The 15,866-nt window shown below is 70.0% G+C and carries 7 protein-coding genes and 1 pseudogene; 4 read left to right on the forward strand and 4 right to left on the reverse strand.

What is annotated here, in order from left to right; translation table 11 throughout:
• Positions 1-584, forward strand: a pseudogene (locus AC1DXK_RS11610) (polysaccharide biosynthesis/export family protein); the annotation flags it as partial.
• A 158-nt stretch (positions 585-742) separates the two neighbouring features.
• Here the strand turns inward: AC1DXK_RS11610 and AC1DXK_RS11615 are convergent.
• From AC1DXK_RS11615 to AC1DXK_RS11625, 3 genes are all read right to left on the reverse strand, one after another.
• Positions 743-2,110: an aminotransferase class I/II-fold pyridoxal phosphate-dependent enzyme gene (locus AC1DXK_RS11615; RefSeq protein WP_457107219.1), complete on the reverse strand. Its 1,368-nt coding sequence runs from the start codon at positions 2,108-2,110 to the stop codon at positions 743-745.
• The gene (locus AC1DXK_RS11620; RefSeq protein WP_457107218.1) at positions 2,107-9,549 is read right to left on the reverse strand and encodes a type I polyketide synthase; all 7,443 of its coding nucleotides are present in this window, start codon (positions 9,547-9,549) and stop codon (positions 2,107-2,109) included. The genes AC1DXK_RS11615 and AC1DXK_RS11620 overlap by 4 nt, the downstream gene beginning before the upstream one ends.
• Positions 9,550-9,917: 368 nt before the next feature.
• Entirely contained in the window at positions 9,918-11,261 is a 1,344-nt protein-coding gene (locus AC1DXK_RS11625) for a UDP-glucose dehydrogenase family protein (protein ID WP_457107217.1), read from the reverse strand.
• A gap of 310 nt (positions 11,262-11,571) precedes the next feature.
• Between AC1DXK_RS11625 and argB the strand changes: the two genes are divergently transcribed.
• The 3 genes from argB to rplS all read left to right on the forward strand — a co-directional run bounded on the left by argB (position 11,572) and on the right by rplS (position 13,949).
• A complete protein-coding gene (gene argB, locus AC1DXK_RS11630) occupies positions 11,572-12,465 on the forward strand; it encodes an acetylglutamate kinase (RefSeq protein ID WP_457107216.1) in 894 nt (297 codons plus the stop codon).
• Positions 12,466-12,655: 190 nt separating this feature from the next.
• Positions 12,656-13,417, forward strand: a complete 762-nt coding sequence (locus tag AC1DXK_RS11635; RefSeq protein WP_457107215.1) for a pyrimidine 5'-nucleotidase — start codon at positions 12,656-12,658, stop codon at positions 13,415-13,417.
• 130 nt (positions 13,418-13,547) lie between these two features.
• Complete coding sequence (gene rplS, locus AC1DXK_RS11640) at positions 13,548-13,949, forward strand: 50S ribosomal protein L19 (RefSeq protein WP_457107214.1); 402 nt, start codon at positions 13,548-13,550, stop codon at positions 13,947-13,949.
• A 115-nt stretch (positions 13,950-14,064) separates the two neighbouring features.
• Here the strand turns inward: rplS and AC1DXK_RS11645 are convergent, their stop codons facing one another.
• A complete protein-coding gene (locus AC1DXK_RS11645) occupies positions 14,065-15,612 on the reverse strand; it encodes a methyl-accepting chemotaxis protein (RefSeq protein WP_457107213.1) in 1,548 nt (515 codons plus the stop codon).
• Positions 15,613-15,866 lie beyond the last annotated feature (254 nt).

A 15,866-nucleotide genomic window follows, 5' to 3' on the forward strand; every position in this document is an offset into this window, starting at 1 on the left:
ACCGCATCCTCGACGTCATCGCCGCCGCCGGCGGCAACCGCGCCCCAGTCAACGAGACCTTCGTGCGGCTCTCGCGCGGGCCGCTCACCGCCACAGTGCCGCTGACCACGGTGGTGTCCAACCCCAAGGAGAACATCTACCTGCGGCCCAACGACGTGCTCACCCTGGTGCGCGATCCGCAGACGTTCATCGCGGTGGGCGCGCTGGGCAACAGCACCGAGCTGCCGTTCCAGGCCGACGGCATCACCCTGGCACAGGCGCTGGCCAAGGCGCGGGGCCTGTCGGACTTCGCCGCCGATCCGTCCGGCACGTTCATCTTCCGATTCGAGCCGGCCAGCGTGGTTCGCCGCCTCAGCCCAGGCTCGCGGCTGCTCGGCACGCCGCTTGTGCCGGTGGTCTACCGGATCGACATGCGCGACCCCAACAGCTTGTTCGTGTCCCAGGCGTTCCGCATGCGCAACCGCGACCTGATCTACGTGTCGAACGCGCCGTTCACCGAGGTCCAGAAGGTGCTCACCGCCTTCAACGGCGTCACCGGGCCGGTGGCCTCGGCGGCAACCGCCTACGCCTACACGAAGAACTGACCCAACCGCCGGCTTCCGGGCCGGCGGCGGCTCCCGGCCCGCCGCGTGACGTGCACAGTGGCGTCGCGCGGTGTGACCCGAAACGAAGACAGGGCGCGGATAACATCCGCGCCCTGTCTCGTTCTATGGCTCCGACGCGCGGAGTGTCCGAGCTGCGCTCAGACCCGCTTCGCGAGCAGCTGCTCGATCAGGGAACCGCCCTTGTCGATCGCCGCCAGCTCCTCGGCCACCGCGGTCACCGTATCGCGGATCTGGTCGGCAGTGTGCTCGGAGGTGAGGAAGAAGCGCAGGCGCGAGGCCCGCTCCGGCACCGCCGGATGGATGATCGGCTGCACGTTGATACCGCGGCGGAACAGACGGTCCGAGAGCGTCACGGCCTTGAGCGAGTCGCCGACGATGATCGGCACAACGGCGAGGCCGAGGCTGAAGCCGGTATCGAGGCCGAGCTTCTTGGCGGTCGCCAGGAACAGGGTGCCGTTCTGGCGCAGGCGCTCGACCCGCTCCGGCTCGGCATGCATCACGGCCAGCGCCACCTCCGCGGCCGCGGCAAGCGGCGGCGACATGCCGACGCTGTAGACGAAGCCGCCGGCCGAGTGCTTCAGGTACTCGATCAGCGCGATCGGGCCGCAAATGTAGCCGCCGCAGGTGGACAGGGTCTTCGAGAGCGTGCCCATCCAGATGTCGACCTCCTTGGGATCGACACCGCAATGCTCGAACAGGCCGGCGCCGGTGCGGCCGGTGACGCCCAGACCGTGCGCCTCGTCGACCATCAGCCACGCGTCGTAGCGCTTCTTCAGGGCGACGAGACCGGCGAGATCCGGCGCGTCGCCGTCCATGCTGTAGAGGCCCTCGACGACGATCAGCGCCCGCCGATGCTCGTGGCGGGTCGACTGGAGCAGGGTCTCCAGGGCGTCGAGGTCGTTGTGCGCGAAGGACCGCCGCTGCGCTCCGGAAAGTTGCGCGCCGGTGACGATGCTGTTGTGGGACAGGGCGTCGTGGAAGATTACGTCGCCGGCTTCCAGCAGGGCGCCGATGGTGGTGACGTTGGTGGCGTGCCCGCTCACCATCACGACACAGCCCTCGGAGTGGTAGTGCTTGGCCAAAGCCTGTTCGAGGCTGATATGGCCGGGCCGCTCGCCCGCCACGACGCGGCTCGCCGAGGAGGAGGTGCCGTAGGCCTCGATCGCCTCCCGGGCCGCGTTGCTCACCCGCGGGTGACCGTTCAGGCCGAGATAGTCGTACGACGAGAAGTTGGTGAAGCTCTTCTGGTCGATCCGGGTGGTCGCCCCGGCCTTAGCGTCGTGGACCCGGAAAAAAGGGTTGCCCAGGCCGATCAACTCGGCCGCCTGGCGCTGCAGCTTGAGCTCGCGGTAGCCCGGCAGATTCTCGAAGTTCTGCGCAGCCGACTTGCCGGTGGGCGAGGCCGCCTTGACGGGGGCCGGGCGCGGCGTGGCGCGCCCGAGCCGGTTGGTCACGAAGCCGGCGAGCGCCGCGCGCCCGCCGTCCGGCCGTGCCGTATCAGTCATGAGTTGGTCTCTTTGATCTCGCTGGACGTCTGCTCGATGAGTTCCCGGAGAGGCGCCATCATCTGCGCATCGATCTCACCGCCGACATGCTTCGAGACGAGGCTCATCGCGACGCCGGCCGCCTCGTCCATGGGCGCGGAAACCGCCTGAATTAAGGACTCCGACAGCTCGTTGACGGTCATGCCCGAGGACAGACCCGCGGGCGGCGCGTCGAGGGCGAAGCGCTCCTGCAGGCTGGCGCCGAGTTCGACGCCCATCAGCGAATCGAGGCCGATCTCCGAGAGCTGGCGCACGCGGCTGATGTCGTCCTTCGGCAGGCGCAGGATGCGGGCGATGTCCTCGACGATCGCGTCCGACACGGTCTTGCGGACCGCATCGATGTCGCCGCCCTTGAGGAGCGCCCCGATGTTGATCGCCTGGACGCCGCCGGCCTCGGCCTGCTGGTCGGTCCCGAGTTCGGCGTAGCTCGGCGAACGCATGGTGGCGAGCCGCTCACGCGCCTTGCCCCAGTGCATCGCCGCGATGGCGATCACCGCCTCGTCCGGAGAGGTACCCTGGCTCCCCAGCGCCTCGGCCATCAGGTCGAGGCAGCGGCGGGCCTCCATCGGCGTGACGCCGACGCGGCCGGCGAGGCCTTCCATGACTGCCTTGTTGCGGGCGAGCATGCCGACATCGCCGATGGCGCCCCAGGCGACCGCGAGGGCCGGCAGGCCGCGGCGGCGGCGCTGCCGCGCCAAGCCCTCCATGAAGCCGTTGGCGGCCACGTAGGAGCCCTGACCCGGGTTACCGATGAAGGTCGTGGCCGAGGAGAACAGGACGAAGTAGTCGAGGCTCCGGTCCCGGGTGGCGGCGTCCAGGTGCTGGGCGCCGATCACCTTCGGGCCGATCACCGCGTCGAGCGCCGCGGCGTCGATGTTGGAGATCAGGCCGTCCTGGAGCACCGCGGCGGCGTGCAGCACGCCGGCCAGCTTCTTCCCGCCCTGCTCGATCCCGGCGATGAGCCGGTCTACGGAGGCCCGGCTCGTGATGTCGACCGCCTTGGCCTCGACGGTCACGCCCCGGCCGGCGAGTTCGGCGACGATGGCCTTGGCCTCGTCGGTGGCCGCGCCCTTGCGGCCGGCGAGCACGAGGTGCCTGGCACCCCGGTCGATCAGCCAGCGCGCCGCCTCCAGGCCGAAGCCCCCGAGGCCGCCGGTCAGCAGGTGGACACCCTCGGCCGAGACCGTGAACGGCCGGCCGGTCTCCTTCATGATCGTGCCGGCCTTGGGCGGGCTGATCACGATCTTCCCGATGTGACCCGACTGCTGCATCAGCCGGAACGCGTCCGAGGTCTCGGCTGCCGTGAAGGGCTGGTACGGCAGCGGCTTGAGGCCGCCGTCGTTGAACAGGGCCATCACCTCGCGGAACATCCGCGCGCCGTCGTCGCCCTGGTGCTGGATCACCTGATCGAGGTCGACACCGAAGTAGCTGAGGTTCCGCCGGAACGGGCGCAGGCCGATATGGGTGTTGGCGACGTAGTCGCGCTTTCCCAGCTCGACGAAGCGGCCGAAAGGCCGCAGCGCGTTGAGCGAGCGCTCCATCGCCTCGCCGAACAGGCTGTTCAGGACGATGTCGACGCCGTCGCCGGTGATCGCCCGGACCTCGTCCACGAAGGCCAGCGAGCGGGAATCGAGCACGTGCTCGGCGCCCAGCGCCTTCACCAGAGCCCGCTTCTCGCGGGAGCCCGCCGTGGCGATGACCCGTGCGCCTTTCAGCTTGGCGATCTGCAGGGCCGCAAGGCCGACGCCGCCCGCGCCGCCATGGACCAGCACCCACTCGCCGCGCCGCATCCGGGCGCAGGAGACGAGGCTGTAATAGGCGGTGAGGAAGGCCACCGGCACGGTGGCGGCCGCCATCGGGTCCAGGCCGTGAGGCATCGGCGCGACGACGAGGTCCGGCACCACGATGTGGGTGGCGAAGCCCGACTGGGCGAAGGCGACGACCGGATCGCCGACCTTGAAGCCCTTCACGCCCGGACCGACGGCGGTGACGCGGCCGGCGCATTCGAGGCCGAGGCGGGGGCCGGCGAAACCGTCCTCCAGGATCTCCTCGGGAAGCATGGAGAGCGCCCAGAGCACGTCGCGGAAGTTGAGGCCGGTGGCCTCCACCGCGATTTCCATCTCGCCCTTGCCGGGGGTGCGGCGCTCGGCCGGACCCCAGACCATCTCGCTCAAGCCGCCGGTGTTGCTGCGCTCGAGACGCGCGGCCCCGGCCGGGACGGCATCCGCCGGATCCCGGTGCTGTGGCCGGCCGGCATGGAAGCGCACGACCTGGGTCCGCTCGTCGTCCAGCACGATCTCGGTCTCCGGGGTGCCGGAGAGGATGAGGTCGCGCAGGCGCTCGGAGGCGCGCTTCGACGACATCTCGGGGGAGAGGTCGATCCGGCGCACGTCGAGGTTCGGGGCCTCGTTGGCGAGCGTGCGGGAGAAGGCCCAGACACCGGCTTCGATGTTGGTGGTCTGGCCGCCGCGGTCGCGGGTGGCGCCCGGCGCCACGACCCAGAGCTTGGTCTGGCGGGCGCCGAGATGCTCCGTGCAGCGCTTCAGACTGAGGCAGCGGTCGCGCAGCCGCTCGGCCGCCTCGCCGCCGCGGGTGAAGGCGCCGGCCAGGAACACCACCGTGTCGGGGGTCTCCTTCTCCAGCTCCATCAGGGAGGTCTCGGAGTCCAGGATGATCGAGACGTGCACGCCGCCCGCGACCAGCAGGGTCGCCAGGGACGAGGCGGTCTCGGCGGCGAACTCGTCGTCCGAGCCGATCACGAAAGCGAAGCTCTGAGCCGGGGCCGGCCCCGGGCGCACCGGCGCCTCGGCGGTCAGCAGCAGGTCGTCACCGTTGGCGGACGCGGCCCGCTCGACCTCGACCTTGACGAGGCCGTGGGCGCTGAGCGTCCGCTGCCAGCCCTCTATGTCCTCCAGACGGCCTACGGGCAGGCCTCCGACCGCCTCCTCGAACCAGCCGGCTGTGAGGCCGAACACGAGGTCGCGGAACAGGGAGGCGCCGGGCTCGACGGCCACCAGCAGCCCCCCGGTGGCGAGCGCCCCGGCGAGCTGGCCCGGCAGGGACCGGTCGCCCCGGTGGAGGCTGCCGGAGGCCAGGATCAGGTCGAAGCTCGCCGGAGCGAGTTCATCCGCGGCCTCGATCACGGCGGCGGCGCGGCCCAGCGACAGGCGGGCGCGCTCCGCGAGCCTGCGGTCCGTCTCGAAGACGGTGAGCCGGGCCTCGGCGGCGTCCGCGAAGATCGCGGTCTGCGCCGAGAGCGGACCGAAGCCGACCTGCAGAACCCGCAGCGCCCGCTCCTTCGGGAGCAGGGCGCGGCTGCGCTCGATCAGCTTGGCGACCACGTCGGCACCGTGCCGCGCGGTGGCGGAGCGCAGCACGAAGGCGTCGATCGCCCCCTGCGGCAGCGCGGGCGCATCGGTCAGCTTGCCGGCGAGCAGGCGGTCGACCAGGGCGCCGACATCGGCGATCAGCACCAGTTCGGCCGAGAGATCCGGGTGGTCGCCCGCGATCCAGCGCATGATCTCGTCGGGGGCCGGGAGCGCGGAACCGTCGCCCAGGGTCCAGTTCTCCCCCGCGCGCTCGGCGAGGCCGCTGCTCTCGAGGGCGTAGAGGGCGTTCAGGAGCCAGGGGCGCAAGGCCTCGGGCACGCGCCGGTCGGTGACCGAGACGGTCTCGCCCTGCGCCAGGCCGTAGGCGAGGCGGTAGGCGAGCGACGTGGCCCAGCCCTCCAGGAGGAGGTGCCCCGGCGACAGGGCGGCATCGGCCGGTCCCTTGGCCTCGGCGGCGAGCGGCCGCAGCCGCGCAGCCACGCTCGGCCGGCGCTCCATCGGGATCGCCGTCGGCTCGGTGGCGAGTTCCGGCACCTGCGAGATCGCGAAGGCCGAGAGGTCGCCGCCGCTCTTCGCGCGCAGGGCCTGGAACCGGCCCTCGCGGATCGTGGCGATCACGGCGCCGTCGGCGTCGAGCAGGGTGAAGTCCGCCAGGATCGAGCGCTCGTTGCAGCGCCGGGTGCGGATGATCGAGCGGGCGATCACCGCGCCGGGGCGCAGCAGCCGGACCTCGCCGAAGCGCACCGGGATGTAGGCCTTGCCGCCATTCTCGCCGAGCAGGTCGGCGAAGAGCAGGATCAGCCCGTGGAAGCAGGCGTCGAGCCGGTTCGGCACGAGGGCGTAGCGGGTGTCGGGCTCGGCCGGCAGCAGGTCGGACACGATGGTGGCGTCGTCCAGCCGGGCGCTCATCGCCACCTGCTGGAAGCTCGGACCGAAGGCCAGCCCCGAGGCGAGGGCCTTGGCGTAGAGCGCATCGCCGGAGAGCACGTGGTCGCCGGCGGTCTCGAAGCTGAAGCCGTCCAGGTCCGGCGTCTTGGGGGCCGAGAAGGTTCCCTCGACGATCTTGGCCTGGGCATGGAGCTGCCAGGGCGTTTGCGTCAGGCGCGGGCGGCTGAGAACCTGGATGCCGTTGCCGGAGCCCGACAGGCGCACCGCGACCTCGCGCAGGGCATCCTCGGCGAACACCATCGGCGCCACGATCTCGAAATCGGCGAGCACGATCTCGTCGTCGCGCAGGGCCTCGCGGACGCAGGACAGCGCCATCTCGACGAAGCCGGCGCCGGGCATGATCACCTGGCCGTCGACCTTGTGATCCTCGAGCTCGGGCACCGTGGCCGGATCGACGAAGCCGTTCCATTCCAGGCCGTCGAAGGTCGTGCGCGACCCGATCAACGGGTGGTAGGGGCGGGGACTCATGGCGCCGACGCCCTCGGTGGTGTCGGCGAGGCGGAACGGCCGGCGCTGCCACGGATAGGTCGGCAGCGGCACGTCGCCCTTCGGCGCGTCGCCGAACAGCAGGCTCTCGTCGACCTGCGCGCCCTGGACCAGGGCGGCGCTGACCGCCTTGGCGATCGGGTCGCCGCCGGAGGCCTTGCGGTGCATCACGCCGACCGTGGCGGTCTCGATGCCCAGCGGCTCGACTGCGTCACCGACATGCGACATGAGGGTCGCGCGCGGGCCGACCTCGACGAAGACGCGGGCGCCGCGGCGGGTGGCGTCCTGCACGGCTTCGCAGAAGCGCACCGGCTCGCGGATGTTGCGCCACCAGTAGCCGGCGCCGAAATGGGACCCGTCCAGCACGCTGCCGGTGACGGTGGAGACCATCGCGGTGGTGCCGGTCTTGGCCTTCAGCCCGGCGAGATCGCGCAGGAGCGGCTTCTCGGTCGGGTCCATCAGCCGGCCGTGGAAGGCGTAGGCGAGGTCGAGCTTGCGGCCGCGGCGACGCTTGCGCGACAGGGCCTTGAGGGCGGCGTCGATATCCGCCACCGGCCCGGCGACCGTGACGGCCTTCGGGCTGTTGTAGGCGGCGATGTCGAGGGTCGGGTAATCCCTGAGGAAGGACTCGACCTCCTCGGCCGGCATCAGCAGCACCGCCATGGTGCCCTGGCCGTGCGTCGTCTCCTGGTGGTGGCTGCGGTAGTAGATGACCCGGACCGCGTCCTCCAGGCTCAGGATGCCGGCGGCCTCGGCGGCCGCGATCTCGCCCACGCTGTGGCCGAGGACGTAGGAGGGGATCAGGCCCTTCGCCTTGAGGGCGGCCGTGGAGGCGCTCTCGATCGCGAAGATCAGCGGCTGCGAGACGCTGGTGAGCGCGAGGCGCCCGTCCAGGTCGTCGGCGTAGAGGGCTTCCTTCAGCGACCAGTCCGAATGGACCTGGAACAGCGTGTCGATCCGGTCGAAGGCGGCCCGGAAGGTGGGGTTCTCCTCGTAGGCCTCGCGGCCCATGCCGGCCCACTGGCTGCCGTTGCCGGAATAGACGAAGGCCACCTCGGCGACGCGGTCGACCGCGGTGCCGGTGAAGGCGTCCGCGGTGTCCTCACCTTCGCCGATAGCGCGCAGGGCGGCGGCGACGTCGGTCTTGCCGTCCAGCGCCACGGCGAGGCGGGCAGACATGCGCTCGCGGCGATGCGCGACCGCGGCGGCCACGGCGGCGGCCTTCGCGGGCTCGGCCTCAAGGCGCTCGGCGTAGTCGAGGGCCAGCTCGTTCAGGGCCGCCCGGCTCTGGGCCGAAAGCAGGAGCACCTGCGCGGCGGGCGCGGGAGCGGCCTCGGGAGCCTTCGCCCAGGCGGGGGCGTCAGTGATGACCACGTGGGCGTTGGTGCCGCCGAACCCGAACGAGTTCACGCCGGCGAAGCGCTCGCGCGAACCGCGGCCGATCTTCAGCGGCGCGCGCACGACCTGAAGGTTGAGTTCGCCGAAGGGGATCTCGGGGTTGAGTTCGGCCGCGTGCAGCGACGGCGGCACGAGGTCGTGCTCCAGCGCCAGCGTCGCCTTCATCAGGCCGGCGAGGCCCGAGACCGGCTCGGTGTGGCCGATATTGGTCTTGATCGAGCCGATCGGCAGCGGCGCCTGCCGGCCGCGGCCGAGCTTCGAGCCGATGGCCGAGGCCTCGATCGGGTCGCCCACCGGCGTGCCGGTGCCGTGCGCCTCCATGAAGGCGAGGTCGTCGAGCCCGATCTCGGCCTCGCGGTAGACCTTCTCCAGCAGGGCACCCTGGGCGTAGCCCGAGGGGAGGGAGATTCCGGTGGTGCGCCCGTCGGAGTTGATCCCCGAGGCCGCCACGACGGCGCGGACCGTGGCGCCGTTGCGCCGCGCGGCCTCGGCCGATTGCAGCACGAAAACCACGCCGCCCTCGGACCGCACGTAGCCGTCGGCGTTCTTGGAGAACGCCTGGCACAGGCCGGTGCGCGAGAGCATCTGCGCGCTGGAGAAGCAGATGAAGTTGAACGGGCTCGCCAGGACGTTGACGCCGGCGACGACGGCGGTGTCCACGCGGCCCGACCGGATCGCCTGGACGGCGTTGTCGAAGGCGACGAGCGAGGACGAGCAGGCCGTGTCGACCGTGAAGCTCGGACCCTTCAGGTCGAAGATGTAGGAGATGCGATTCGAGATGATCGAGAGCGTGTTGCCGGTCGCCGCGTAGGCGTCGCCCGACGGCGCGTCGAGGATGCGCAGGTTGCCGTAATCGAGGGACGACGCACCGACGAACACGCCGATGTTGCTGCCGGCCACGCTCGACGGGCGCAGACCCGCGTCCTCGAGGGCTTCCCAGGTCAGCTCCAGCAGCATCCGCTGCTGCGGATCCATCTGTTCGGCCTCGCGGGGCGAGATGCCGAACACCGCCGGATCGAACGACCAGACGTCGTCGATGACACCGGCCGCCCAGGTGTAGCTCTTGCCGCGCTCATGGGCGCGGGGGTGGGCGAACCGCTCCAGGGAAAAGCGGTCTGCCGGCACCTTGCTGACGGCGCAGCGTCCAGCGGACAGGAGTGACCACAGCCCGTCCACACTGGGGGCTCCGGGCAGTCGGCATGCGCGTCCGACGATCGCAATGTCTGTACGTTGTGTCACGTTCGGTTCGCACACGCTCGTTATCGGAAGTCGGCTCGGCTCTCGACGAGTGAGTACCCTCTCACCCCTTACTGTGGCACCATTGCGGTGTCCAACCAGCCCCAAGGCGAGGTCATCCCTCGATGGCAAAATTGCCGGAGGCTGTGACATGTATTCATCACGGGCTTATCCAATGCCTGCGGCCAAAAAGCCAAGATTGAACCGTTGCACCGGCTGTTGAGACGCAGCCTCGATCACGAGAAAGCCACAGTTGCGCCTCTGCGGCCGCGGCCCGTCTAGCGGCATCGGGGTCGCTTCCGAAAGAGATCTTCGCGACAGGGCGCAGATCCCGCACAGGAATTCGGGTCCGTCGGCCGCGCCCGAGACCCTCAAGACGCGCTCCGTGCCGTGCTCTGCTTGGTTCGTCCGACGCCGCAATAGGTGAAACCGTGGCGGGCGGCGCTTTCGGGATCGTAGATGTTGCGCAGGTCGATCAGCACGGGCGCCGATCCGCCGGACGACATGGTCTGGCGCAGGCGGTCGAGGTCCAGCGCCCGGAATGCGTTCCATTCGGTGACGATCACCAGGGCGTCGGCGCCCTCCGCGCAGGCGTAGGCGTTCTCGGCATAATCCACAGCCGGCATCAGGGCACGCGCCTGCTCCATGCCTTCCGGATCGTAGGCGCGGATCCGCGCACCGGCATCCTGCAGGCCGGCCACGATCGCCAGCGAGGGCGCGTCGCGCATGTCGTCGGTGTTGGGCTTGAAGGTCAGGCCGAGCAGCGCCACCGTCTTGCCCCGCACCGAACCGCCGCAGGCCTTGATCACCTTGCGCGCCATGGCGCGCTTCCTCTGGTCGTTGACGGCCACCACTGTCTCGACCAGCCGCAGCGGGGTGCCGGCGTCCTGAGCGGTCTTGACCAGCGCCAGCGTGTCCTTGGGAAAGCACGAGCCGCCGTAGCCCGGCCCGGCATGCAGGAACTTCGACCCGATCCGGTTGTCCAGGCCGATGCCGCGCGCCACCGCCTGGACGTCGGCTCCGACCTCCTCGCACAGGTCCGCGATCTCGTTGATGAAGGTGATCTTGGCCGCCAGAAAGGCGTTCGCCGCGTACTTGGTCAGCTCCGCGGTGCGCCGCGACGTCACCATGATCGGCGCCTGATTGAGGTAGAGCGGCCGGTAGACCTCGCGCATCACCGCCTCGGCCCGGGCGTCCTCAGCGCCGACCACGATGCGGTCGGGGCGCTTGAAGTCGGCGATGGCCGCGCCCTCGCGCAGGAACTCGGGATTGGAAACGACGGCGAACGCCGCCTCGGGGTTGGTCTCGCGGATGATCCGCTCGACCTCGTCACCGGTTCCCACCGGCACGGTCGACTTGGTCACCACCACGGTGAAGCCCGACAGCGCCCCGGCGATCTCCCGGGCGGCGTCGAACACGAAGCTCAGGTCGGCGAAGCCGTCGCCGCGGCGGGACGGCGTCCCCACCGCGATGAACACCGCGTCGGCCTCGGCCACGGCCTGGCGCATGGTCGAACCGAAGGCGAGGCGGCCCTGCCGGACGTTCTCGACGACGAGCGCGTCGAGGCCCGGCTCGTAGATCGGCATGCGGCCGGCGTCGAGGCTGGCGATCTTGTCCGAGTCGCGGTCGATGCACACCACCGCGTGGCCGAAATCGGCGAGACATGCTCCGGAGACCAGGCCGACATATCCGGCCCCAATCATCGCAATCCGCATCGGGCTCTCCCGGCAGCTCGCCCAGCGGCTTGCTGCGATGCAACATGATCCCGGCCGTTCGACGATGCAAGCCGGGCCAGCCTGGATCGCCTCCAGTCTGTCACGCGAATGCAACACCCGCAAAGCATGACTGTGGTTTGACAGCGTGGCTCGGCTGCCGCGCGCCGGACGCCGGAACGCGCCCCGCCGCCGTCATCCTGCGCGGGGCGGCTTCGCAGCGCGGGCGGCTTCCTGTAGAAGCGCCACCGCCCGACGGGGAGGCCCGGATCCGCCCCCGAAGACCCGACCCGAGGATCGGCGAAGGACCGCGATGACCGAATTGCCGAACGTGCACGTGCGCGCCGAGGTCCTGGCCCAGGCGCTGCCCCACATGCAGCGCTACGACCAGGAAATCGTGGTGATCAAATATGGCGGTCACGCCATGGGTGACCGCGCCGCGGCCGAGGACTTCGCCGAGGACATCGTCCTTCTGGAACAGTCCGGGCTGAAGCCGATCGTCGTGCATGGCGGCGGACCGCAGATCGGCCGGATGCTGGACCGGCTCGGCATCCAGTCCGAGTTCCGCGGCGGCCTGCGCGTGACCGACGAGGCCACCGTCGAGGTGGTCGAGATGGTCCTGGCGGGCCTGATCAACAAGCAGATCGTCGGCTGGATCTCCGCCGAAGGCGGCCGGGCGGTGGGCCTGTGCGGCAAGGACGGCAACATGGTCCGCGCCAAGCGGGCGATGAAGACCGTCGTCGATCCGGAGAGCCATCAGGAGCAGGCCATCGATCTCGGCCTCGTGGGTGAGCCGGATCACGTCGAGCGCGGCGTCCTCGACGCGGTGCTGAAGGCCGAGCTGATCCCGGTTCTCGCCCCGGTGGCCTACGGGGCGGACGGCCAGACCTACAACGTCAACGCCGACACCTTCGCGGGGGCCATCGCCGGCGCGCTCCGGGCCAAGCGCCTGCTGCTGCTCACCGACGTCCCGGGCGTCCTCGACAAGGACAAGAAGCTGATTCCGGAACTCACCGTCGAGGATTGCCGGCGCCTGATCGCGGACGGCACCATCACGGGCGGGATGATCCCCAAGATCGAGACCTGCATGTACGCGATCGAGCGCGGTGTGGAGGCGGTGGTCATCCTCGACGGCAAGGTCAACCACGCCGTGCTGCTCGAGCTGTTCACCGATTACGGCGCCGGCACGCTGATCCGACGGGGCTGAGTCCCGAACCGCCCGCGCGCCGCGTCGCCGCCCGGGGCGATGCGGCGCGGATCCGGGACCGCAACATCCCGCGACCGCCGCGCATTGTCGTACCCCGCCCGCCCAGCAAGGCCCGGACAAGCGGCAAACTTGCGAGCTTGACCGTTCCGGTCCACAGATTTGGCAGGTATCAGCAACCTGAGGGGTTCCGGTGCACCACCCCGACAAGGCCCAGTTCACCTCGCCTGCGGCCCGCGACTTCGCCGACGTCGACACCTGGGTGTTCGACCTCGACAACACCCTCTACCCGAGCGACGCCGAGGTCTGGCCGAAGGTCGACGAGCGCATCACCCTCTACGTGATGCAGCTCTACGGGCTCGACGGACTCTCGGCGCGCGCGCTGCAGAAGCACTTCTATCACCGCTACGGCACGACCCTGTCGGCGCTGATGATCGAGGCGGGTGTCGATCCCCACGATTTCCTCGACTTCGCCCACGACATCGACCACTCGTCGATCAAGCTCGACACGGCCCTCGGCCAGGCGATCGAGCGGCTGCCCGGGCGCAAGCTGATCCTGACCAACGGCTCGCGCCGCCACGCCGAGAACGTCGCCGCCAAGCTCGGCATCCTCGACCATTTCGAGGACGTGTTCGACATCGCCGCCGCCGATTTCGTCCCGAAGCCGGAACGGGCGACCTACGAGCGGTTCCTGAGCAAGCACGCGGTCGAGCCGACCCGCGCGGCGCTGTTCGAGGACATCGCCCGCAACCTCGCGGTCCCGCACGATCTCGGCATGGCGACCGTGCTGGTGGTGCCGAAGGTCGCCGATCCCTATCGGGAGGCGTTCGAGCAGGAGGCGGTGCGCGAGGCGCATATCGACCACATCACGGACGACCTCGCGACGTTCCTGCTGGCCTGCGTGCTGCCCGAGGCCGAGGCGGCGCGCGAGCCGCCCGGCGCGGGCCGTCGCTGATCGCAGCCGACGGCAATCGACAAGCCGGCGGCGATCCTGTAGAGAGCCGCCCAACTCACAACAGGATCGCCGAAATCCTGGTGCCGGTCGCCCATGAGGGGCGGAACGGCGCGACGGCCGGAGCTATGCCATGAACATCATCGAGCAGCTGGAGCGCGAGGAAGTCGCGCGCCTCGCCAAGACCATCCCGGATTTCGAGCCGGGCGATACCCTCATCGTGAACGTCCGCGTGAAGGAAGGCGAGCGCACCCGCGTCCAGGCCTACGAGGGCGTCTGCATCGCCCGCTCGGGCGGCGGCCTCAACGAGAGCTTCACGGTCCGCAAGATCTCCTACGGCGAAGGCGTGGAGCGCGTCTTCCCGGTCCATTCCCCGATGATCGATTCGATCAAGGTGGCCCGCCGCGGCAAGGTGCGCCGCGCCAAGCTGTACTACCTGCGCGACCGCCGCGGGAAGTCGGCCCGCATCGTCGAGCGCACCGACCGCTACAAGGCCAAGGATACGCCGGCCGCGGCGCCGGCCGCCGCCGAATAAGCGGTCCGACCCGTTCCGCAGGCCGGAGCGATCGCCCCGTTTCAGACCGGTCCGGCTCAGCCGGGCCGGTCTTTTGTTGTGCGGCGCCGCCGCCCCGGCGGACGACACGCGCCGCTCAGGCGGCGCGGATGCCGTCGAGGAACCGGTGGATCTCGGCGGAGAGCTGCTCGGACCTGCGCGACATGTCGACCGCGGCGCCGAGAACCAGCTCGGCCGCACCGCCGGTTTCCTCGGCGCCCTGCGAGACGTCGGCGATGTTGCCGGTGACCGCCTCGGTGCCCGCCGCGGCGCGCGCAACGCTGCGCACGATCTCCTGGGTGGTCGCCCCCTGCTGCTCGATCGCAGCCGCGACCGCCGCCGCAAGGGTGCTGACCTCTCCCATGGTGCGACCGATTCCCTGGATCGCCTCCACGGCCTGCCGGGTCGACGCTTGGACGGCGCCGATCCGGGTGGCGATCTCCGCGGTGGCGGTGGCGGTCTGCTCGGCCAGCCCCTTGACCTCGGCGGCCACGACGGCGAAGCCCCGACCCGCCTCGCCGGCCCGGGCCGCCTCAATCGTGGCGTTGAGGGCCAGGAGGTTGGTCTGACGGGCGATGCCCGCGATCATGCTGGCGACGGCCCCGATCCGCTCGGCCCCGTTCAGGAGGTCGCCCACGATGGCGTCCGTGCGCTGCGACTCGGTGGCCGCCTGCGCGGTCTTGGCCGAGGATTGCGTCATCTGTCCGGAGATTTCCTGGATGGTGATCGCCATTTCCTCGGTGGCGGCGGCGACGCTCTGTACGCTCCCGGCGGTCTCCTGCGCGCCCCCGGCGACCCGCGTGGCCCGGGCACGGGTGCGCGAGGCCGTCCGCGCCATGACCTCCGCGGTCGCCTCCATCTGCGTGGCGGCGGCCGAGACACCGGTCATCAGGGACGCGGCATTGGCCTCGAACGCCCGGGTGAGGTCGTCGAGCTTCTGGGCGTGCCGGGCCTTGGCCTGCGTTTCCTGCGCCGCCGCCCGGTCCATCTCGGCCTTGGCGATCAGCGCTTGGCGGAACACCTCCACGGTCCGGGCCATCTGACCGATCTCGTCCTTCCGCTCGAGCCCGGGAATCGGGTCCGTGCCGTCGCCCTGGGCGAGGGCCTGCATCCGACGACCGAGCTGAGCGAGCGGACGCGTGATACCGCGCCCGATCAGGACCGAGCCGATCAGCCCGAGGGTGCCCACCCCGACGAGCAGGCCGACCGCCGCCAGGGCGAGGGCGAAGAAGGCTGCCTTGATGTCGTCCGTATAGGTCCCCGCCGCGATCACGATGTTCCAGGGCGTGAACCTGACGGCGAGCGTCGTCTTCGGATACAGGCCCTCACGCCCAGGCCGGGGATAAAGGTAGGTCATCATGGCCGTGTCGGAGGTCTTCAGCCGATCGATCAGCGTCCCGGCCACGCGCACCCCGTCGACCTGGGTTTCCAGCTGGTTGCTGCCGACAAGCCTGCGGTCGGGAACCGCCAGAACCGTTCCGTCCATCTCATAGATGGCGACGTAGTTGGTGCCGTTGTCGAAGCGCATGGCCATGGCCGTCTCGGCCAGCTCCGCCAGGGCAGCATCGCGGGTCAGGGCGCCGCTCCGCACCTGGGACTCGAGGTGCTGCGCGTAGGTTGTGAACAGCTCCGTGATCGTGTGCAAGGATTGCAGGCGTCCAGACACCATCTCCAGATAATACGATCGCAATCCACCGGCTCCGATGATTGCTATAACCAACCCAATGAGTAAAGTTTGAGCAGCAATTCGACGCGATAGACCATTCTTAAAAAACCCATCGAACATAACATATTCTCACGGATCGAAAAAACCGGCGAGTCCACGTCGAGATCTGATAAGCCTGAATGCTCATGTCAACTTAAGTCCGCAGGACAAGATCATTACCTGTAAGTTGTGCC

The sequence above is a fragment of the Methylobacterium sp. P3_A11 genome (assembly GCF_056403155.1).

Bases quoted from the DNA above. Each gene is read 5' to 3' on its own strand.
- AC1DXK_RS11615 (WP_457107219.1), bottom strand. From the start codon at position 2,110: ATGACTGATACGGCACGGCCGGACGGCGGGCGCGCGGCGCTCGCCGGC.
- rplS (WP_457107214.1), top strand. From the start codon at position 13,548: ATGAACATCATCGAGCAGCTGGAGCGCGAGGAAGTCGCGCGCCTCGCC.
- AC1DXK_RS11625 (WP_457107217.1), bottom strand. From the start codon at position 11,261: ATGCGGATTGCGATGATTGGGGCCGGATATGTCGGCCTGGTCTCCGGA.
- argB (WP_457107216.1), top strand. From the start codon at position 11,572: ATGACCGAATTGCCGAACGTGCACGTGCGCGCCGAGGTCCTGGCCCAG.